At 41.9% G+C, this 20,059-nt stretch carries 20 protein-coding genes; 8 read left to right on the top strand and 12 right to left on the bottom strand.

Annotation, left to right across the window (positions count from 1 at the left end; all coding sequences use genetic code 11):
- Window positions 1-440 precede the first annotated feature (440 nt).
- Together HLI_RS06505 and HLI_RS06500 are read left to right on the top strand one after the other, a co-directional pair.
- A complete protein-coding gene (locus HLI_RS06505) occupies window positions 441-2,216 on the top strand; it encodes a M3 family oligoendopeptidase (RefSeq protein WP_128524067.1) in 1,776 nt (591 codons plus the stop codon).
- Window positions 2,217-2,257: 41 nt separating this feature from the next.
- A complete protein-coding gene (locus HLI_RS06500) occupies window positions 2,258-2,563 on the top strand; it encodes a 4a-hydroxytetrahydrobiopterin dehydratase (RefSeq protein WP_128524065.1) in 306 nt (101 codons plus the stop codon).
- A 369-nt stretch (window positions 2,564-2,932) separates the two neighbouring features.
- Here HLI_RS06500 and HLI_RS06495 read toward each other — a convergent pair whose 3' ends face one another.
- Window positions 2,933-3,877, bottom strand: coding sequence for an RluA family pseudouridine synthase (locus HLI_RS06495; protein ID WP_128524063.1), 945 nt, complete (start codon window positions 3,875-3,877; stop codon window positions 2,933-2,935).
- Window positions 3,878-4,096: 219 nt separating this feature from the next.
- Here HLI_RS06495 and typA point away from each other — a divergent pair, with 219 nt between their 5' ends.
- Window positions 4,097-5,938, top strand: coding sequence for a translational GTPase TypA (gene typA / locus HLI_RS06490; RefSeq protein ID WP_128524061.1), 1,842 nt, complete (start codon window positions 4,097-4,099; stop codon window positions 5,936-5,938).
- Window positions 5,939-5,976: 38 nt separating this feature from the next.
- Here typA and HLI_RS06485 read toward each other — a convergent pair whose 3' ends face one another.
- From HLI_RS06485 to HLI_RS06475, 3 genes are all read right to left on the bottom strand, one after another.
- Window positions 5,977-6,744 (bottom strand): FixH family protein, encoded by a 768-nt coding sequence (locus tag HLI_RS06485; protein WP_128524059.1) that lies wholly within the window; start codon window positions 6,742-6,744, stop codon window positions 5,977-5,979.
- A gap of 154 nt (window positions 6,745-6,898) precedes the next feature.
- Entirely contained in the window at window positions 6,899-7,585 is a 687-nt protein-coding gene (bshB2, locus tag HLI_RS06480) for a bacillithiol biosynthesis deacetylase BshB2 (RefSeq protein ID WP_206659639.1), read from the bottom strand.
- A gap of 87 nt (window positions 7,586-7,672) precedes the next feature.
- Window positions 7,673-8,665 carry a potassium channel family protein gene (locus HLI_RS06475; protein ID WP_128524058.1) on the bottom strand — a complete coding sequence of 331 codons (993 nt, stop codon included), beginning with the start codon at window positions 8,663-8,665 and terminating at the stop codon, window positions 7,673-7,675.
- Window positions 8,666-8,797: 132 nt separating this feature from the next.
- On the opposite strand from HLI_RS06475, the gene nadE reads away from it, so the two are divergent.
- The 3 genes from nadE to msrA all read left to right on the top strand — a co-directional run bounded on the left by nadE (window position 8,798) and on the right by msrA (window position 11,102).
- A complete protein-coding gene (gene nadE / locus HLI_RS06470) occupies window positions 8,798-9,547 on the top strand; it encodes an NAD(+) synthase (protein WP_128524056.1) in 750 nt (249 codons plus the stop codon).
- Between the two features lie 9 nt (window positions 9,548-9,556).
- Window positions 9,557-10,114: a cysteine hydrolase family protein gene (locus HLI_RS06465; RefSeq protein WP_128524054.1), complete on the top strand. Its 558-nt coding sequence runs from the start codon at window positions 9,557-9,559 to the stop codon at window positions 10,112-10,114.
- A gap of 295 nt (window positions 10,115-10,409) precedes the next feature.
- Window positions 10,410-11,102: a peptide-methionine (S)-S-oxide reductase MsrA gene (gene msrA / locus HLI_RS06460; protein WP_241655949.1), complete on the top strand. Its 693-nt coding sequence runs from the start codon at window positions 10,410-10,412 to the stop codon at window positions 11,100-11,102.
- A 311-nt stretch (window positions 11,103-11,413) separates the two neighbouring features.
- On the opposite strand, the gene HLI_RS06455 is transcribed toward msrA, so the two are convergent.
- The 3 genes from HLI_RS06455 to HLI_RS06445 are packed head-to-tail and all read right to left on the bottom strand — an operon-like array spanning window position 11,414 to window position 12,669.
- A complete protein-coding gene (locus HLI_RS06455) occupies window positions 11,414-11,728 on the bottom strand; it encodes a DMT family transporter (RefSeq protein WP_128524052.1) in 315 nt (104 codons plus the stop codon).
- 2 nt (window positions 11,729-11,730) lie between these two features.
- On the bottom strand, window positions 11,731-12,075 hold the full coding sequence (locus HLI_RS06450) for a DMT family transporter (RefSeq protein ID WP_128524051.1): 345 nt from the start codon (window positions 12,073-12,075) through the stop codon (window positions 11,731-11,733).
- A gap of 3 nt (window positions 12,076-12,078) precedes the next feature.
- Complete coding sequence (locus tag HLI_RS06445; protein WP_128524049.1) at window positions 12,079-12,669, bottom strand: TetR/AcrR family transcriptional regulator; 591 nt, start codon at window positions 12,667-12,669, stop codon at window positions 12,079-12,081.
- 201 nt (window positions 12,670-12,870) lie between these two features.
- Here HLI_RS06445 and HLI_RS06440 point away from each other — a divergent pair, with 201 nt between their 5' ends.
- The gene (locus HLI_RS06440; protein ID WP_128524047.1) at window positions 12,871-13,077 is read left to right on the top strand and encodes a hypothetical protein; all 207 of its coding nucleotides are present in this window, start codon (window positions 12,871-12,873) and stop codon (window positions 13,075-13,077) included.
- Between the two features lie 106 nt (window positions 13,078-13,183).
- Here HLI_RS06440 and HLI_RS06435 read toward each other — a convergent pair whose 3' ends face one another.
- The 4 genes from HLI_RS06435 to HLI_RS06420 are packed head-to-tail and all read right to left on the bottom strand — an operon-like array spanning window position 13,184 to window position 17,423.
- Window positions 13,184-13,417, bottom strand: a complete 234-nt coding sequence (locus HLI_RS06435; protein WP_128524045.1) for a twin-arginine translocase TatA/TatE family subunit — start codon at window positions 13,415-13,417, stop codon at window positions 13,184-13,186.
- Window positions 13,418-13,440: 23 nt separating this feature from the next.
- Window positions 13,441-14,874: an alkaline phosphatase PhoX gene (locus HLI_RS06430; RefSeq protein ID WP_128524043.1), complete on the bottom strand. Its 1,434-nt coding sequence runs from the start codon at window positions 14,872-14,874 to the stop codon at window positions 13,441-13,443.
- Between the two features lie 35 nt (window positions 14,875-14,909).
- Window positions 14,910-15,641, bottom strand: a complete 732-nt coding sequence (tatC, locus tag HLI_RS06425) for a twin-arginine translocase subunit TatC (RefSeq protein WP_128524041.1) — start codon at window positions 15,639-15,641, stop codon at window positions 14,910-14,912.
- A gap of 27 nt (window positions 15,642-15,668) precedes the next feature.
- Window positions 15,669-17,423, bottom strand: coding sequence for an alkaline phosphatase D family protein (locus HLI_RS06420; RefSeq protein ID WP_128524039.1), 1,755 nt, complete (start codon window positions 17,421-17,423; stop codon window positions 15,669-15,671).
- Window positions 17,424-17,985: 562 nt separating this feature from the next.
- Between HLI_RS06420 and HLI_RS06415 the strand changes: the two genes are divergently transcribed.
- On the top strand, window positions 17,986-18,729 hold the full coding sequence (locus HLI_RS06415; protein WP_128524037.1) for a PAS domain-containing protein: 744 nt from the start codon (window positions 17,986-17,988) through the stop codon (window positions 18,727-18,729).
- 115 nt (window positions 18,730-18,844) lie between these two features.
- Here the strand turns inward: HLI_RS06415 and HLI_RS06410 are convergent, their stop codons facing one another.
- Window positions 18,845-19,963: an oxidoreductase gene (locus tag HLI_RS06410; RefSeq protein WP_128524035.1), complete on the bottom strand. Its 1,119-nt coding sequence runs from the start codon at window positions 19,961-19,963 to the stop codon at window positions 18,845-18,847.
- Window positions 19,964-20,059: the final 96 nt, after the last annotated feature.

Here is a 20,059-nt window from a genome sequence, read left to right as displayed (position 1 = left end):
GGACGAGGCCTTTCCTTATGATATTTATAGAACATAGATGGCTAAATAAAGGACCGTGGTCAAGAAGGCGGAACCTCCTGCAACACTTGCAATTTCTGTTGCATCATATTCGATACGTTTTTTCATGCTGAAAGCCCCTTTCTGTTATTTGAATTCAAAAGTCATGCATGCAATTTTTTACAGTCTACTTATTAGACGATTGAATAGTCAGAAAGGTTTCATTTATGTTACAAAAATATATCATTTTTATTTCTTTGGTTTTCAACAAGAACTAGCAAGTAGTCTACTTCCTTTTCGCAAAACTGCATGAATCGCTCCAATTGCTTCTTCCTTGTGTTATTTCCACTCTCAAGGTTATCGGAGCGTGTGAAAATTCTGATATAATGAAAGAAGCTAGTATTAGGAACATGGTGTTTACATAGAAAGGAAGGGACTTATTCATGGCGGAATATAATATAACTTGGGATTTAGATAGCATTTTTGAAGGGGGCAGTGACTCACAACAATTAAGAGATTATATCAAACAGACAGAACGTCATCTAAGTGAGTTGGAAACTCTTCTTAGATCATTTACACCTCCACGCAACACAGACCAGACAAAAGATTTATCTACCATTCTGGAAAACGTTCAATTAGTGATTAAAAAATTAGGAGAGTTCGGTGCTTACGTCAGTTGTTTGAATGCACAAGATGTTCACGATGTAAAAGCTGGTGCTTTGCAATCTAAGAGAAGCGAATTAGGTGCCAGGTTGGATAACCAATTGACACAATTGGACCAAACACTTGTACAAGTAGATGATGACGTATGGAAATCATTAATGAACCAGGTTCAATTTATAGAAGTATCTTTCATACTTAATGAACGTCGCCAACTGGCAAAGGATAAATTGGAAGTGAAGCGGGAGTCTTTGATCAATGATCTGAGTGTTGATGGCTACCACGCATGGGGCCAGATGTATGACAGTCTTGTTGCCAAGCTTTCTATTACGATGGATGGGGAAACATTATCTGTCGGGCAGGCATCAAATAAATTGCATTCTTCTGATCGTCGGGTTAGAAAAGAAGCTTTTCAAAAGCTGCAAAATACATGGGCAGGAGAAGCGGATCTTTTCAGTGAAACGTTGAATCATTTATCCGGCTTCCGTCTTCAAACGTATAAGCATCGAAATTGGGAGAATATATTGAAAGAGCCACTCGACTACAATCGTATGAGTGAACAGACATTGAATGCCATGTGGGACACGATTACAGATTACAAAAAACATTACATTCCTTATATGAAGAAGAAAGCTCAGAAGCTTGGTTTGAATCAATTAAGCTTTTATGATGTAGAAGCACCTTTGGGAGACACAGAAAATACGATGAGCTTCCAGGAGGGTGCAGAATTCATCATTAAACAGTTCCGACAGTTCAGTCCTAAAATGGCCGATTTTGCAGAAATGGCATTTGAAAAGAGTTGGATTGAAGCTGAAGACCGGCCGGGAAAACAGCCAGGTGGTTTCTGTACAAGCTTTCCGGATAGTGGAGAAACTCGTATTTTCATGACTTATTCCGGAAGCCCTTCTAGTGTTGCTACTCTAGCACATGAACTGGGACATGCTTATCATCAGCACGTGATGACTGATCTTCCTGTTCTGAATCAGGGGTATGCAATGAATGTGGCGGAAACAGCCTCCACTTTTGCAGAAATGATTGTTGCTGATGCAGCAGTCAAACATGCAGCAAATGAGGCGGAAAAAATGAGCTTACTGGAAGATAAAGTACAGCGAAGTGTAGCTTTCTTTATGAATATACATGCCCGCTTCTTGTTTGAATCTCGCTTTTATGAAGAACGTGAGGAGAGTGTGGTTTCTGCGGAGCGGCTTAATGAATTAATGATAGAGGCTCAAAAAGAGGCCTATGTAGAAACGTTAGATGAGTACGACCCTACTTTCTGGGCTTCAAAACTCCATTTTCATATTACGGATGTACCTTTTTATAACTTCCCTTACACGTTCGGTTACTTATTCAGTATGGGTATTTACGCAAAAGCTTTGGAAGTGGGAGCCGATTTCGAAAATCAATATATTGCCTTACTTCAGGATACTGGCAGGATGTCTGTGGAAGAGCTGGCAGAAAAACATTTGGGTGTCGATCTTAAGAAAACGGATTTTTGGGAGCATGCCCTGAAGCTTTGTTTAGCTGACCTTAATGAATTTATGGAGTTAAGCGAATAGACAACAGATTAAAATATAGTCTGGTAAAGGAGTGACTGAAGGTGGAAGAAGAACGTATTCCAGAAGAGGTGAAGCAGGAGAAGGTCTCACAATTGGATGGGTGGAAGTTGACAGAAGAAAAATTCATCGTGAAGCGCTACAGGTTTCGTAAGTTCCTGACGGGCATTCAATTTGTCAATTCAATCGCTGAATACTCTGAGGACATTCAACACCATCCATTTATAAGCGTTGATTACAAAATGGTCACATTGAAGCTGACTTCCTGGAATGCCAAAGGGCTGACTGAACTGGATCTTCAATGTGCAGAAAAATACGATGATCTTTACCATTCCTTAAAAGAAACGTAATACAAACGAGGCTGTGACAAAAGGATTTTTTCCGTTAGAAAACCCGAACGAAAATTCGTTCGGGTTTTCTTTTGATCTATTCCACCCTATTGTTCGTCTTTTCCAGTGGCAGTTAGTGTTGTCCCAGCCCGCTATTATAGGAGTCGAATGCGTAAGTGCCTCGAAAGCCTCGACAAGCTTAAGAACAATATTATTGTGAAGTGGACTTTCTTCACAAAAAGAATGGACTTAAGACCTCGAGAGGCTAGGCACTGAAGCTGGAAGGAGTCGAATGCGTAAGTGCCTCGAAAGCCTTGACAAGCTTAAGAACAATCTTATTGTGAAGTGGACTTTAGAACGACCACTCCACACATTCTCTGTCCATTGTACTTAAATTCCTGTATTCTCATCTCCCAATCCTTCTACTTGTTCACTTGTGAAGAAGGGTGAATCTGATGAAGGCTTCGCCAAACATTTGATTTCTTTTTCTGTGAAAGGGTGAATCAATGTCAATTTTGCTGCATGTAGAGCTTGATTGTAATCAAAACTGCCTTTACCCCCATACATCTTATCACCGACTAAAGGATGCCCAATATGACTTAAATGGACGCGAATCTGATGGGTTCTCCCTGTTTGTAATTGCAGTTTTATGAGAGAAACCTTATGGGCAGGGTCATAAGTGATCATCTCATAATGAGTGACAGCAGGCTGACCTCCTTCAGAAACACGTCTGCGAACGGGGTGGTGACGGTCTTTTCCGATCGGTTGGTCGATTTCACCACGTCTTGGTTTTACTTTCCCTTGTGCCAAAGCGATATAAGTGCGTTTTATTTTTCTTTCTTGTAATTCTTTGCCAAGCATCGCAATCGCCAAATCGTGTTTAGCAAATAGAATCGCCCCAGATGTATCACGGTCCAGTCTGTGGACATATTTAGGTGTCGATTCGATTCCATTCATCTGAAAATAGAAGGCGACGCCGTTGACTAGAGTATCATGATCATCTGGAGTATTCGGGTGAGTGAAAATGCCGGCAGGTTTATTGACGACAAGAAGGTGGTCATCTTCATATATGACATCAATGTCCATATAGGTCGGAGTTACCTCTAAGGCTTGCGGACGGAATAAACGGATACGCAGTGTGTCTCCCTCTTTCACTTTTGCTGTCTTCCAATGAGGGTTTTCATTATTAAGTGTAACTTCCCGATTTGAACGGAAACTGTGCATCAATTTCCGGGGGACGTTCCATTCCTTTTTTAGTATTTTTTCAATGGTGTAACCATCCCATTTTTCAGGAATTTGGACTTCCAGCCAATCTCCGGTACGTTTTGTTTTCATCTCTACACCTAACTTCCATTAAATTACTGAATATCCGGTCCAATAAAAGGCCATATTGTTACCAGATATGAACTGTCACTTATTCTGTCACTTATTGTACTCTCAATGCCCTCAGGTACGCAATGAGAAGAAGAGTATGGAAACTGGTATCGACAGAACGAGAACTATGTTATAATAGAAGGGTTGAATAATTTGTGATACGAAAGAGGTGTGTGCTTCATGCAACACAGAGATGATATTCGTAATATAGCGATCATCGCGCACGTTGACCACGGGAAAACAACCTTGGTCGACCAAATGCTTCACTATTCAGGAACATTCCGTGATAATGAGCATGTCGATGAGCGCGCTATGGACTCTAATGATTTGGAAAAAGAACGTGGCATAACAATTTTGGCTAAAAATACCGCGATCAATTACAATGATGCGCGTATCAATATTTTAGATACACCAGGTCACGCTGACTTTGGTGGCGAAGTGGAACGGATTCTGAAAATGGTTGACGGTGTACTTCTTGTCGTAGATGCATATGAAGGATGTATGCCACAGACACGCTTTGTCTTGAAAAAGGCACTCGAGCAAAAGCTTACACCAGTCGTTGTTCTGAACAAGATCGACCGTCCGAATGCTCGCCCGAACGAAGTAGTGGATGAAGTGTTGGATCTGTTCATTGAACTAGGTGCCGATGATGAGCAATTGGAATTCCCAGTTGTTTATGCTTCCGCATTGAACGGAACATCAGGAGATGAGCCGGAAGATCAGCAGGATACGATGGATCCGATCTTTAAATTGATCATGAACAACATCCCTGCGCCTGTAGATACGAAAGAAGACCCTCTGCAGTTCCAGGTAACATTGCTTGATTATAATGATTACCTTGGACGAATCGGTGTCGGACGGGTATTCAATGGTTCAATTAAAGTGGGTCAGCAGGTATCGTTAATGAAGAAGGATGGATCAGTTAAAAACTTCCGTGTTTCGAAATTGTTCGGTTTCATTGGCTTGAAACGTGTGGAAATTCAAGAAGCAAAAGCTGGAGATATCATTGCCTTGGCGGGAATGGAAGATATCAATGTTGGAGAAACCGTTTGTCTTCCGGATCATCAGGCAGCAATGGAAATTCCGCGTATTGATGAGCCGACACTTCAAATGACTTTCTTAGTGAACAACAGTCCATTTGCTGGGCGCGAAGGAAAGTATGTGACTTCCCGTCAAATTGAAGAACGTCTGATGACACAGTTGGAGACAGATGTCAGTCTTCGTGTAGATCCGACAGATTCTCCTGATGCTTTCACTGTTTCAGGACGTGGGGAATTGCACTTATCCATCCTTGTGGAGAACATGCGTCGTGAAGGGTTTGAACTTCAACTATCCAAACCGAAAGTCATCTTGAAAGAAATTGATGGCCAAATGTGTGAACCTGTAGAACGTGTGCAGATCGATACACCTGAAGATTATCAGGGAGCTGTGATGGAATCCATCGGTTACCGTAAAGGTGAAATGCAGGATATGGTCAATGATGGAAATGGTCAAGTACGCCTTGAATTCATCGTACCTTCTCGTGGTTTGATCGGGTACTCTACAGAATTCATGACTCAAACAAGAGGTTATGGCATCTTGAATCACACGTTTGATGGTTATGCGCCATTAACTAAAGGCCAAGTCGGTGGACGTCGTGAAGGGGTTCTCGTTTCCTTGGATAAAGGGAAATCTTCCACATACGGTATCATGAACCTGGAAGATCGAGGTACAATCTTTGTCGAGCCAGGAACAGAAGTGTATGAAGGAATGATTGTCGGAGAACACAACCGTGAAAACGACCTTACTGTAAACATCACAAAAGAAAAACACCTGACAAATATTCGTTCAGCTAACAAAGACACAACGAATACAATCAAGAAGACACGTCAAATGACGCTTGAACAAGCGATCGAATATCTTGACGATGATGAGTATTGTGAAGTTACACCAGAAAGTGTCCGTCTTCGGAAGAAATACTTGAATAAAAATGAACGCGAAAAAATGGCGAAGAAGCAAAAACTTCAAAATGCTGATGTGTAAGTAAAAATGTCCGCTCCAATTTAGGAGCGGACATTTTTTTATTCTGTTACTTCTATAGTCTTCTCTTTATGACCATGAATCTCTTCGTCTGGTTTTTCGTAGTGGGTATTAATGGTGTATGTGCCTGGCTCAGAGAAATTGTGGGAGGTCTTGTACATCCCGGGCTCGACTTCTTCAGCGTCAACATATAAGTGTTTCTCCATATGATCAGCGCTGATTTCAAATTTGACCAATCCTTTAGTGAATGGATCTTCCATGTGGTTGATGTGAACGACTAGTGGAGATTTTTCACCTGCTTTGAACTTTTGTTCTGTCTCTAAGTGAACCATGAACTTCCCGCTTTCCTCAGAATGAGAATGTTCACTTACCTCGCTATCTTTTCCGACCTTAACTTCACTCTTAGGCATCGTGTGAAGATCATCTACTTGTGTATGGGCGATGACCTGATAGCTGCCTGCTTCATCAAAGGTATGGGTGATTTCATAAACACCATCATCTGTATGCTCCGCTTCAATCGTCTGGGAGGAATCCTGTGAGTCACCTTTATTCCAGATTTCAAATTTCACATATTCCGCATCTGGAACAGGCTCGTCCCCTTGGGTCACTTTCGCTTTAATCGTGGTCTCCTCCCCGACAGGCAAAGGCTGGTGATCGAAGCTGACCATTACTTCCGGTGTTTCAGGAACTTCATTATTCTGAGTGTCCTGTTCATCTGCATTTGACGTATTGTTCTCCCCATCGTCTGATCCACACGCTGCCAGTGTCATTGATATTATTATAAGTATAAAAATTGCTAAATTCTTCATAATTCATCTCCTTAAAACAAACATCTTGATTATAGAATAACATGTTCAGTTTTGACAGAGAGACCATTTTTTAGACAGGTTTGTGACAATATTATTCATATCAGTTGTTACATTCTGTTTATAAAAAAGAGGTGAGACTCTTTTGAGTCCACCTCTATGTGATAAGGTCACGATCCCAGTCATACGTATAAAATCTCTCTGCTGTCACCCATTTCATCGCCTCTGGGTCCTTCGCTTTAATACCTTCTTCTAACATTTCTAGCATACGCGCTGTCTGGGAAATATGAGCACGCATGGCATTCAATTTTTCTTCCTGCACTTTTCGAATATCATGAATGACGTCAGGTTCCCCCAGGTTTTCTTCTGTATCATTTGCAAAAGCGACTGCGTGAAACTTCGGTCGCTCAGATTCCTTCATGTCCCTGATTGCACTAACTACTGCCCGGGCAGTTGCTTCGTGGTCCGGATGAACAGCATACCCTGGGTAAAAGCTGATGACAAGGGAAGGGTTCAATTCGTCGATTAAATCACGAACCATATTTTTCATTTGGGTATCATCTTCAAATTCAAGGGTTTTGTCCCGTAACCCCATCATTCGTAAATCTTCAATCCCCATGGCCTCGGATGCTTTGACCAATTCCTTCTTTCTGATCTCAGGGAGCGACTCACGGGTTGCAAAAGGCGGCATACCTAAGTTTCTTCCCATTTCACCGAGAGTAAGGCAGGCATATGTGAGGGGGGTGCCTTGTTTTATATATGATGCAATAGTTCCTGAAACCCCGAAAGCTTCATCATCGGGATGCGGGAATATCACGAGCACATGGTTTTCTTTTTCGATCATTGAATTTCACTCCTTGAAGAGGAAGTTTATTTCTCCATTATTGCGTAAATCTTTACAAATGAAAAGCCATTTGTTTGGCAGTGAAATTCAGTCATTTTCATTGAAGAATCTTTGTAATTCTTGTGTTTCACCGAACATGACAAAAACATCATTCTTGTGAACCTCTTCATCTTCTGATTGATTGCTCATGAAGCTGCCATTCCGTTGGATGCCTAGTAAGGATATCCCGTATTCTTGCTTTAAGGAAAGTTCGGATACCTTCTTATTGCAGAGTGAACTGGTCGTTTTGATGACATATTCCTCAATTTGATAACGGTTGGATTCAGCGTGGATGAGTGAGTCGACATAGTGCATACTGACAGGCTTGATTAATGACAAAGCCATTCTACGTCCGCCGAGGTCTGATGGATTAACGACATGGTCCGCTCCGGCCCGTTTCAGTTTATTGATGGTTTCTCCATTTTCTGCACGAGCAATTACCTCTGCTTCCTCATTTAATCCTTTTGCAGTAAGTGTGATGAAAACGTTTGTAGCATCGTTGGAAGTTGTTGCTAAGAGTCCTTTAGCGCGATCTATTCCGGCTTTTTGTAATACATCATTATGTTTTGCATCTCCTATCAGGTAGGGGACATCCTCTGGTATTCTTTCTAGTGATTCATCATCGGTTTCGATGATGACGATTTTAGATCCATGGTCATTTAGTTCTTTGAGGACTTGTTCTCCAACTCGTTCATATCCGCAAATAATGTAATGGTCTTTCATCTTCTCTAATTGTTTCATTCTCTTCTTCCTTTCCCATTTCTTTGATAATCGTCCCTCAATCATGGATGCAGCAATATACGTCAGAATATAGGTGGTGAATCCCATCGTGATTGGAATCAGTACCATAGCCAAAACCTTCCCCATCGTTTGTGAAGGAACATAATCCCCATAGCCAAGCGCTAAAACAGAGACCACTGTCATCCACAAACTATCGAAGAAGGGCAGCTTTTCGATTTGCATAAAACCTATGACTGTGATCAGTATTAAAAGGATTAAGATTAAAGTGAATTGGTAAAGCCTTTTATGATTTTGATACATTGAGGTTTGCCTCGCTTTCGATATTGTTTAAGTAAATTAACCGAAATTTGTGGGGAGTAAACGAAAATGTTTATCTATTCCAAAGAAAAGGAAAGTATTCATTAGATTGTAAAAGGAAGGGAGTACATTGAAATGGAAGAAAGAATTCAATATTTGACGGAATGGTTACAGGTAAAAGCGAAGGAAGCAGGAGCAGATGGCTTACTTGTAGGCATTAGTGGAGGCATAGATTCAGCTGTTGTTTCATATTTGATTAAACGCGCCTTCCCGAATCAATCGTTAGGCGTGATTCTACCGATCGATCAGGGGGTTGAGGATCAAACGGACGCTCTGACACTTGTAGAAGGCGCTGATCTGGATTATGTAGGAATAGAGCTTACGGATGCATACGAAACTACTTATTCTACTATAAAAAATCGTTTGAATGTAAAAGGAGATTGGAACGATGAAAAGTCTCAACTCGGTGGAGCGAACCTTCAAGCGAGGCTTAGGATGAGTACCCTTTATGCTGTAGGAAATAATTATAACTATCTGGTCGTGGGTACGGATAACGCAGCAGAAGATTACACAGGGTATTTCACCAAATATGGAGATGGTGGCGTTGACTTAGTCCCGCTCATTAATTTGAGGAAAGAAGAAGTCAGGGAAATGGCAAAAGTATTAGGCGTACCGGACTCAATCATCCATAAAAAGCCGAGTGCGGAGTTATGGGAAGGCCAGACCGATGAAGAAGAACTGGGCATGTCCTACGACACCATTGATGCCTATCTTAGAGGAGAGACTATTGACCCTGAAGATGAACGAAATTTGAAAGAACGTCATGAGAAAACTGCGCACAAACGTCAAATACCGGCAGGGCCAGACAAGTTCAAAGGAGCGTGAGATATCGGAATGAAACAGGATACAGCGCTGATCATCATAGATATGATCAACAAAATGGATTTCGATGGGGGAGAATATTTATTAGAACATACCCTCCCGATGACAGAACGACTTCATTCTTTCAAAAAGGAATTGAAAGAGGAAGGATTACCGGTCATCTATGTAAATGATAACTTTGAGTTATGGCAAGATAATGTTTCTGATTTAATTGATGAATGCAAAAAGGGAAGAGGTGAACCAGTCATTGAACAAATCCTTCCTGATGAAGATGACTACTTTATCATAAAGCCAAAACACTCCGGCTTTTTCGGCACACAATTAAGTATACTTTTGGAACACCTGGAAGTCCGTAATTTAATTTTGACAGGCATAGCTGGGGATATCTGTGTGCTTTTCACAGCGAATGATGCCTACATGAGAGAATATGATATTTGGGTCCCAGAGGATTGCGTAGCGTCTGAGCAGGAGGACGATAATGAAAATGCTTTGAAAATCATTAGGCGTTCCTTGTTTGCAGAAACAGGGAAAAGTACGGAGGTAGACCGGAATGAAGTATTTTCCCATTAACATGAGGTGTCCAATTCGTGGTGGGAAGATACAAAATGAAGAACTTTCATACTATCTGACTCAAAGTCCGCAATAGGCTGGAACAGCTTGTTGTGGACTTTTTTGCTAGTCTGTTATTAAAAAAATATGTGCATGCGGGTGCCTGCACGAACTCGTTTTCCCTGGCCTGTAGTAGCAGAGACATAGGCAGAACTATTACCTTACTCCAACTATTAAAATGAAGGGGAGAGAAAATACAGACCGGAAAGATGGATCGGCATGCTATCATTAATCGGTAGAAAGCGAGGTGGAATGAGTGAGTAAACGTATGAAGTGGTTGATCGTGATTACTGCTTTCATTTTTGTCGGCATTGTTGTCATTCCTGAAGCCTATTCATACTTGACGAAACGCAACTATGAAAGTGAAGCAGTCACCCCAGATGAGATCCCTGATGGATATGAAGTCGCCACCTTGGCTGGTGGGTGCTTTTGGTGTATGGAACCGCCGTTTGAGAAGTTGAAGGGTATCCAGGGAGTAGTTTCAGGTTATACAGGTGGGGAAACAGAAAATCCAACGTATGAGGAAGTGTCATCAGGAAAAACGGGGCACATAGAAGCCGTGCAAGTTTATTATGATCCGAACGTCATCAGCTATGAGCAAATTCTGGAGGTGTTCTGGAGGCAGATCAATCCAACAGATGACGAAGGGCAGTTCGTAGATCGTGGTTTTCAGTACACGACGGCAATCTTTTACCATTCAGAAGAACAAAAGAAGGCCGCTGAACAATCAAAGCAGGAATTGGCTTCTTCTGAGCGTTTTGAGCAAGAAATCGTCACTCCTATAGATGAAGCTGAAAAATTCTATCGTGCTGAAGAATATCACCAGGATTATTATAAGAAAAATGAGTGGCGTTACGACTATTATCGCGGCAATTCAGGGCGAGATGAATTTCTTGAGGAAACATGGGGAGACGATCGTCAACTTGAACTTCCAAAGAAACAGAAATGAATAAAACCCCTTCACTGGATTTAGCAAAGAGGTTTATCAGTTCCGAAAATAGTATTAATATTTCTCTGTTTCTTGAGGTATTGAAGGATTTGCATCCATATCCATATTGGTGTAACCGACATAGCCGAAACTAACAACAATCAACATAAGAATAACTAGTAGAATTCTTCTCATTTCATTTCCTCCATCAATATATAAACAAACGTTTTAATCGTTAAGGACCAACCCATATCGATTGGTGTCGAAAATTGTAGATTATCCTTATTTCATTTTACTTATTCGATGTCCAGAATTCAAGAAAAAACTGGTATTTATGAAACCATTTTCAGTCCAATTACCCCCGCAATGATGCACGTAATAAAAGCAATCTTCTTTCTGTTCGTTTTTTCCTTAAAGAAAAAGATCCCCAGTAGTACAGTGCCAGCTGATCCGATTCCTGTCCATATCGCATACGCTGTACCGATGGGCAGCTCATTTAAAGACAGGGATAAGAAGTAAAAGCTGGCCCCGCCTGCTAATATAGCGAATACAGCGGGGACCCGTTTCCGGAACCCATCAGATAGCTTCAGGAAAAACATAGCTGTCATTTCACCTGCTCCTGCTAACAATAGAAATACCCAAGCCATACTTAACCCTCCTGACCTATTTCTTCCGTCGTCGTTTCAGACATTTTTAATCCAAGGATACCAATAATTAAAAGGACAATAAAAAAGACCTTCCCAGCTCCGCCGCCGTCGCCAAGAAATGTCATCCCGATGATTGCTGTGCCAACCGCTCCGATTCCAGTGAAAATCGCATAACCTGTGCCAACCTCAATTCCCCTCAATGCCTTCGTGAAAAAAACAAAGCTGATGAAAATACAAATAATCGTTAAAGTTGAATAAAAGGGGTGGGTGAAACCTTCAGACAACTTCAACCCAACGGCCCATCCGATTTCAAAAAGAGCACCAAAAAACAAATAAATCCATGCCATGTCTTAGTCCTCCTCACTTGGAATCTTTATTCCCAGCCAAAAAATATGCCAACTGGCTTGCTGCCTTTTTTCAAATACCTCATGATCATAGAAGTTTTCTTCTAAGAACAATCCGTCGATTAACGTATAAAAAGCAGACGTCAACGTATCTGTAGATAAAGGGCGGATGATCTTTTCAGAAATCCCTTTTTCAAAAACAGGACGTATTGTTTCGGTCATACAATCTTCCACCATCAAAAAGACTTTCTTTATCTCATCTCTGAATTCATCAGGCGGAAAGAAAGTGACACGTTTAAAGAACATTCCTTCTGTAGAGTTTGCCATGTGGTCCAAGTAGATTTGATATATATGGCGTAACTGCTCTGCTACAGATTGCTCGCTGGATAAGTGAGCTTGAGAAGTCATATACTCTTTTTCGCGATCCGCTACATGGTAAAGCACACTCAGAAAGATCGCTTCTTTATTGTCAAAATGATTATAAAGGGAGGGTTTTTTAATGCCTACAGCATCCGCTATATTTGCAAGAGTAGTATTTTCGTATCCATGATGGGCAAAGAAATTCAAACTCTCCTCGATAATGGTTTCTCTAGTCATATGATCACCTTCTTCTTTTCTGAAAAACTAACTAACGTTTGTTAGTCTATTGTATCATGGACATTTTCTGTTGTCCATAGAATGATTTTTCGACATGTTTAGCCAAGAAAACTTAAGGGAATAGTTATAAATAGCTTAGTTTTCAAATGATTTGCGGCATAATAGTATTTCATTAAAATAACACAGAAGGGGATTGAATCGGTGAATCATTATAGACTGGACCGGTATGAAGGGGCCTATGCGATTTTGGTTGAAGAATCCGAACATAACAATGAACTTTCTGTCTTGAAAGAGCGTTTGATTGCATTCGTAAAACCTGGTGACTGCCTGGAAATTCAATTTGATACGATTGGCAATCTAAAGCATGTTGCGATTATCCCTAAACTGGATAAAATGGAAAAAGCATAAAAAAAGGTGCGTCAACGGCTCAGTGTTATGAACCGTTGACGCACTTTTTCTTTTTTAAAAAAGGACAAACGTCCAGAAGATTCTCTGGACGTTTGTTGTAAATATATCAACTTCCTGTATTCTGCTTTTCTTCTTCCTCAACTTTCAGCTTTTGGTCTTCCTCAGAAGACTGACTTTTTTCCTCGTTGTTGCTATGCATCAAGTCATTGGTTGCATTCTTGAATTCTTTTAGTGTACTTCCGAACGCGCGGCCGATTTCCGGTAATTTGGATGGTCCGAAAATGATCAACGCGATGACCAGTACGAGTACCAAACCTGGAATTCCAATATTCGATAACATATCATCACCTCTTCTTTCTCGTTTTATAAGATAGGCATACCATGGCGTTCGAATGCAGCTGCTTCTAAATCAGACATCCCTTGAACCTCTGCAAAAGCCGATAGTTTGTCCGACACTTTTGGTGCATAAGGGGCAGGGGGAGCGGCATGGCCCATCAGTCTCCTGCGTGCGGCATTCTTTCTTGGGAATGGCCCCCAGATCGCAAATGTCATACCGGGAGACTGTATGTTGATGAAGAATGTTTTTCCGTCCGTAGAAAACGTAGGTCCTGCAAGTTCTGAGCTGTTCGCTTTGTTTTCAGCAAACACGTAGGTTCCTCCTTCAGGGGTCATGCCGATCACCCGGTCGACACCACCGCCATCTTCTGCAATCCATAAGTCTCCCCAAGGAGTAATGCAAATGTTATCCGGCATTTCTAAATCGTTTTGAGAGGTAGATTCATAGAATAGTTCAAGTGTATTTGACGCCGGAATATAGCGATAGACTCGGCCAAGGTTTTTGTCTCCCGCAGATGTATCATCAAACCAGAAAACGCCGCCTTCGAAATAAGCCCCTTCCAAACGACTGAATGCGATACATCCTTTGTTACCGGCATCCAATGTCGGCTTTTCAGGATCGACATTTTTCCAAACGATGCCGAACTTTTGGCCGGTATGGAATTTACTCATTTCATCTGTACTCAACTCTTCGACGGCAGCTGCTTGAAGTGTACCCCCTTTTTGCAAAGCACCGATTTTTTGACTGCGATCGTTCGGAAGGAAACGATAAAGATAGCTCGGACCGGCATCTTCTGTCAGGTAAACGATGCCTGTCGCCGGATCGATCGCTGTCGCTTCATGTGAAAAGGCGCCCATATCCCGGATCGGAGTCTTGGAAATTTTGTTCTCGGGATTTTTTGGATCGACTTCAAAAACGTAGCCGTGCCCTTCTTCCAGTGTTTCTTCACAAGTGAGCCAGGTGCCCCAAGGTGTTGCGCCACCTGCGCAGTTTCGGATGGTCCCGGATGAAGAGACATATTCCTTGGTAACTTTACGATTAGGACCAACGACCAAGGATGTTGTTCCACCCGTTTCTTCTTTGCGATAAGGGTTTTTTCCGATGACTGGGTATTTGCTGTTTCCACTCAGTTCATGGTTTCTTACTAAAACGGTTGAATTGTTGGGACCTGAAAAGGCAGCCATGCCATCGAACTTCTCAGGAATCGGTCGACCATCAGAGAGTTTCCCTCCTTCTTCTGAAATGATGCGGTATTGGAATCCGCGGGGGAGGTCCATCACTCCACCTGGATCTTTGATAAGGGGGCCATAGCCTCCTGTTGCCTTGTTGTTTTTAGCGGTGCCGGCAAAAACTTTGCTGTCGCTAAACGACATTAACCCAGTAGTGCCAAGAGCAAGGGCTGCCGTGCTGATCCCGCTTGCTTTAAGAAAAGATCTTCGGTCCATCTGGTGTTTATTCATTTTATAGCCTCCTTAAGGTGTTATGAAAATGATGTTCATGCAACTGAATCAGAGTCCAGCGTTGTCTGACGCCTTTTATACGCCAATACGGAACATGTGACACTGATTTCATATAAAACGAGTAAAGGGACAATGACGAGTACGTCGGAAAGGAAATCCGGCGGTGTGATCAATACTGAAATCACAATCAAAAGAAAATAAGAGATCTTCCTTGATCTTTTCAGATTGGTTGGATTCAAGATTCCGAGCACAGTCAAGAACACAAGAATCAATGGCATCTCAAACAAAAGTCCGAAAGGCACGGTCATACTTAACATGAAGCGGAAGTATTTTTCCGCTGTAAACATCGTTTGGAATTGACCTTCAGACAGGGCAGTCAAAAAGTCAAGGACAATCGGGAACAGCAAAAAATATCCGAATGCAATTCCAAAAATGAACAAAAAGAACAAGGCTGGGATAAAACGCAGCGTTACTGTTCTTTCCTTTTGACTCATGCCTGGTGACACGAAGCGCCAGGTTTGATAGGCAGCAACGGGGATGGTCGCTGCTAAGGAGAAAACGGCAGCAATCATCAAATAGACCCATAGAATATCACTTGGCCCAAGAATCGCAAGCTTCATCTCTAAATCTTTGATGAGCCACTCGTAAATAGGTTTGACAAAGACGAGTCCTGCGATTAGAAAGCTGATAAAGGCGAGGGCCGTCTTAATGGCTCTTCCCCGCAATTCCTCCAAATGACCTATGAGCTCCACATGGCGATCTTCCATTTTATCAGCCTCCTTTGACGACTCATGCTAGTACAGTTGTTTCTTTTTCCCTTTATGGGCTTGTTTCTCATGGGCTCGGGAGTGAGCTTTATGGCGGTCTTCTTCCACCTCGGAAGATTTTTGTTTTCCTTGGGGTATAACAGTTGCCGCTACTTCTTTCAGGCCATCTGCATCTTTTTCATAGGCAAAAGACGCTCGTGTGGAAATATCAGCCCCTGGTTGAGTCACAAAAGGGACCACCCGATAATCGGTCTTCCACTGGGTGGGAGTGACATGACATCGGACGTATCCTCTATAATCATTGAAAAATTTTATATGTTCATTTTGGGCAAGGATGCGGTCGGTGTCGGCTCGTTTGTCCGATCCGTTTCCACCTGAAGTGATCGACGTCCCAACGAACTCAGCTCCTAGGATTTGAGAAGTCAGTTCATCAAAGTCTGCAAGGAGGTTGGATGCCCAGTTGGCATGCACATCCCCTGTCAATACGATCAGGTTATTCTGGTTTTTCTTACGGGCAAAATCAATAATTCGTTCTCTTGCAGGTGTGTATCCATCCCAGCCGTCCATGCTGTACAATGGCTGGTCCCGACTAGGTCCATAATTTCTTTTGGCGAAGAAAATTTGCTGGGCGAGTACATTCCAGGAGGAGTTCGAACGTTCGAGATGGTCGCACACCCAGTTTTCTTGTTCGTTACCCAATAGAGTACGCTCTGGGTTTAGAGATTCTTCCGTTTGCGGCGAGCTCTTATCTTCATTCGCTTGGTCCGAACGATATTGACGTGTATCCAAAACCAAGAAATTAGCTAAATTTCCATAGGAAAACTGACGGTACAACTGCATATCTTCTCCGTGCGGCATTGACGATTGCCTTAGAGGCATGTGTTCATAATAGGCTTGGTAAGCGGCAACTCGGCGTTTGACAAACTCCTCGATGGATTGTCCTTTTTCAGGGATCCGATCTGCATAATTATTCTCTACTTCATGGTCATCCCATGTAACAACCCAGGGAAATGCAGCATGGGCCGATTGTAAATCGTGATCTGAACGGTATTGGGCGTGTCGGTTGCGGTAGTCTTCCAGAGTTCGGATTTCGGGTCCTTTGTGCGACCGTACGTTACCTGTACTAGCGACATACTCATCTGGACCGTATTCATAAATGTAATCTCCTAGGTGAAACACAAGGTCAAGGTCTTCTTTGGCCATATGTTTGTAAGCGGTATAGTATCCATGCTCATACTGCTGACAGGAAGCAAAAGCAAAAGCTAAACTTGAAACATCAGCATCTGGATGAGGAAGCGTTTTTGTTTTCCCAATTGGGCTGAAATCTTTTCCGACTTTGAAGCGGTAGTAAAACTCAGTGTTGGCTTCAAGATTCCAAACTTCTGCATGAACTGAATGGGCGAGGGACGGGCTGGCCTTTTCCGTTCCGCGCTGGACGATTTGACGGAAATGTTGATCTTTGGCTACTTCCCATTTGACAGCAATCTTCCGGTCCGGCATGCCACCGCCGTTCAGTGGGTCTGTTGCAAGACGTGTCCAAATAACAACACTGTCTGAAAGCGGATCTCCGGAGGCCACTCCAAGTGAAAACGGATACTCCTGGAATTCAACATTATCCGCATGAACCGCCATTCCGCCCATCGACTGAGCGATGACCATCCCTAAAGAAAGGCCTGCAATCTTTCCTGCTCCTTGAAGAAACCCTCTCCGGTCCACACCTTTATGTAAGGTTTCTTCATCGAGATTCTGAATCCAATCTTGCATCGTCTTGTCTTTTGCCATTGATGGATGCTCCTTTCTGGATCTTTATCAAATGAAACATCCCCCATTATAAAGAGACTCTTTTAATTTGTTGTAAATAGATGTAAATGAAGGATAGATAAGCGGGGTGGAATTGACTAGGAAAATTGAGCGTTTAAAGTCTGAATAACAAATAATTAAGACGTTTCATAGCAAAATGTACCATTTATTTGTGGTCGGTCAGACTCATTTTTTTTAACATTTACGAAATGAAAACTACATAATTAAATGAAGATGATGCTTATTATTTAATGATTTTTAATACAGCAACTGAATGCCTAACTATTCACATATTGTCAATTGCTGTTTTCTTACTTTTTTGCCATCTGTCGGATCAACGGTTCCCGCTCTTCAAATCGACGATAATAAAAAAACTCCAAAAAGTTGAATATCCAACCACTGAAATACTTGATTTTCTTTCATAATTCAAACTTAAGTATAAATGTTCATAATTTTTAGAAAATAGTGTCGAATCTTCTTGATTTTATAGTAATTAGGCTCATAATAATAGTATGAGCTTCGACAAGTACGAGGGGAATCGAAGATGCTGTTACGAAATGCAATGGATCTTTTGGACGAGGGCGTATTGATCTGTGATGAAGAGTTCACAGTCACTTATGTCAACCCAGCCTATTTGGAAATGTTTCAATTACAGGATGTACGCATTGTTGGAGAGAACCTTCATGATATTTATCCGGATCTTGCACCAGAGAAAAAAGTAATTACAAAATCAAAAGAAGAGAAAGACGAAGTAACTTTTGAAGGAATGGACTTTCATTGGAAAGGCAAAGACATGGTGCTACAGTTGTACACGAAACAATTTTCACATGAAGGGCAAACATTCATTTTGACGAGAATATTCGATATTACCGAGCAGGCACAAAGAGAGAAACAGCTGGTCCATATGATCGAAGAGATGACAGCAAATGTAGTAATGATAGCCAAAGGATACGCCCTTTTGCCATTGCAACCGATTCTAAGGGAAGAACAAAGGCACATTCTATTAGAGAGAGTTCCAGTTTTGTGTCAAGAACAAAATGTGAGCCGTCTTGCGATCCAATTTTCTGGTATTACAGTGATCGATCAAGAGTGGGCGGTGTTATTGAAAAATTTAATGATGAGTTTAAAACTTTTAGGAATTGAAGTTGTCCTGGCCGGCATGCGTCCACAAGTCGTTATGCAGTTCACTCAGAATAACATCAAGTTGGAAGGCGTCCGGACTTTTATGAATATACAGCAGGCCACGAAATACTTTTTAGATAATGGTTTGAAACCAAGGTTTGAGTGAATCCTTTAAAAGCCCCTGTCCGTTTAATACGGACAGGGGCTTTTAAAATAAAGGGATTCGTATATTTAAGTTGCTTCTGTCATTCAGATTATAACCCCGCTTTACTAAATAGCACTCATTTTCTAAGAAGTTCTTTCGTCAGTTCGTGACTTTTAATATCAGCTTGCGGGAGCATAATGGACTTGAAATCAAATGGTTCTAAAGGCTTTCCCTCACGGATCCGATTTGGAGCATCTGGGTTCACCAAAGCACTTGTACCCAAACTGATGAAATCTGCCTCATTTTTCTCTAATAGAGAGGATGCTTTCTCAGGGGACTCAAGTTTTCCATTTGCTATGACAGGTAAATGGCTGAAAGTTTTAGCGGCTGTCGCCATAGATAGTGATCCTTCGCCAAATCCGGCCTGTGTAACATCTTCATCGGTAACGTGAATAAAATCGAGTGGGGCATTGCCAAGTTCTCCAAAAATCGTCCGTGCATCTGTTTCACCTAACGCCCAACGGTGGTCCCCATCGGAAGCTTTGCCCTGGGAAATCCGAATACCGACAATATAATCTTCTCCTACGGCTTTTCTTACTTCTTCGATCACTTCCAATACATATCGAATGCGATTCTGAGTCGTTCCACCGTATTCATCTTCTCTTTGGTTAAAGTAATCGGTCAGAAATTGGTCGAGCAAATATCCATTAGCTCCATGAATTTCGATTCCGTCAAATCCTGCTTCTTTTGCAAGTAATGCAGATTTGGCGAAGGACTTCTTAACATTCTCCATATCCTCATGAGTCATTATTCTTGGAGTTGGGAATGGGCCATTGCCGCCATAAAAAGGAAGCTGGTCATTCTTTGGAGCTACTTCAGAAGGTCCGATTGAATGGCTTCGGTGCGGATTCCCTTGAGACTGTGCCCCAGCATGCATGATTTGAGCAAGAAAAAGGGCGCCGTGTGCCTGGACGTTTCGGACGATTGGTTTCCACGCATCCCTATGATTTTCATTGGCCATTCCGGGTTGGTTATCATACCCTTGTGAATACTCCTCGTCTGGATAGATCCCTTCACTGATGATGGCACTGAATCCACCCTTGGCATAACGCTCATAGTATTGTTTCATTCGTTCATTCGCTAATCCATTATTTACAGCACTCACTCTTGTCATGGGCGCAACGATATACCGGTTCTTAAATAGCTTATCTTTTAATTTCTTCTCTTCAAAAAGTATGTTGAAATCTTTATTCATATCATTCATCTCCTTCTGTTTTCTCATAACCGTTCTATTGCTCAGATAAACAGATCAGGCAGGTTTCGTTGGACATGGATGTGCTATAATACAAAC

Origin of the sequence: Halobacillus litoralis (genome assembly GCF_004101865.1) — a bacterium.
Lineage (GTDB): Bacteria > Bacillota > Bacilli > Bacillales > Halobacillaceae > Halobacillus > Halobacillus litoralis_A.
The sequence above is the reverse complement of the archived record's forward strand: the minus strand, read 5'-3'. Positions and strand labels throughout refer to the sequence as shown.

Excerpts from the sequence above, each read along its gene's own strand:
- HLI_RS06450 (WP_128524051.1), bottom strand. The coding sequence starts at position 12,075 with ATGGCATGGATTTATTTGTTTTTTGGTGCTCTTTTTGAAATCGGATGG.
- HLI_RS06410 (WP_128524035.1), bottom strand. The coding sequence starts at position 19,963 with ATGAATAAAGATTTCAACATACTTTTTGAAGAGAAGAAATTAAAAGAT.
- tatC (WP_128524041.1), bottom strand. The coding sequence starts at position 15,641 with ATGGAAGATCGCCATGTGGAGCTCATAGGTCATTTGGAGGAATTGCGG.
- HLI_RS06445 (WP_128524049.1), bottom strand. The coding sequence starts at position 12,669 with ATGACTAGAGAAACCATTATCGAGGAGAGTTTGAATTTCTTTGCCCAT.
- HLI_RS06420 (WP_128524039.1), bottom strand. The coding sequence starts at position 17,423 with ATGGCAAAAGACAAGACGATGCAAGATTGGATTCAGAATCTCGATGAA.
- HLI_RS06465 (WP_128524054.1), top strand. The coding sequence starts at position 9,557 with ATGAAACAGGATACAGCGCTGATCATCATAGATATGATCAACAAAATG.
- HLI_RS06505 (WP_128524067.1), top strand. The coding sequence starts at position 441 with ATGGCGGAATATAATATAACTTGGGATTTAGATAGCATTTTTGAAGGG.
- nadE (WP_128524056.1), top strand. The coding sequence starts at position 8,798 with ATGGAAGAAAGAATTCAATATTTGACGGAATGGTTACAGGTAAAAGCG.
- HLI_RS06435 (WP_128524045.1), bottom strand. The coding sequence starts at position 13,417 with ATGTTATCGAATATTGGAATTCCAGGTTTGGTACTCGTACTGGTCATC.
- HLI_RS06430 (WP_128524043.1), bottom strand. The coding sequence starts at position 14,874 with ATGAATAAACACCAGATGGACCGAAGATCTTTTCTTAAAGCAAGCGGG.
- HLI_RS06485 (WP_128524059.1), bottom strand. The coding sequence starts at position 6,744 with ATGAAGAATTTAGCAATTTTTATACTTATAATAATATCAATGACACTG.
- HLI_RS06415 (WP_128524037.1), top strand. The coding sequence starts at position 17,986 with ATGCTGTTACGAAATGCAATGGATCTTTTGGACGAGGGCGTATTGATC.
- bshB2 (WP_206659639.1), bottom strand. The coding sequence starts at position 7,585 with ATGATCGAAAAAGAAAACCATGTGCTCGTGATATTCCCGCATCCCGAT.
- HLI_RS06455 (WP_128524052.1), bottom strand. The coding sequence starts at position 11,728 with ATGGCTTGGGTATTTCTATTGTTAGCAGGAGCAGGTGAAATGACAGCT.
- typA (WP_128524061.1), top strand. The coding sequence starts at position 4,097 with ATGCAACACAGAGATGATATTCGTAATATAGCGATCATCGCGCACGTT.
- HLI_RS06495 (WP_128524063.1), bottom strand. The coding sequence starts at position 3,877 with ATGAAAACAAAACGTACCGGAGATTGGCTGGAAGTCCAAATTCCTGAA.
- HLI_RS06475 (WP_128524058.1), bottom strand. The coding sequence starts at position 8,665 with ATGTATCAAAATCATAAAAGGCTTTACCAATTCACTTTAATCTTAATC.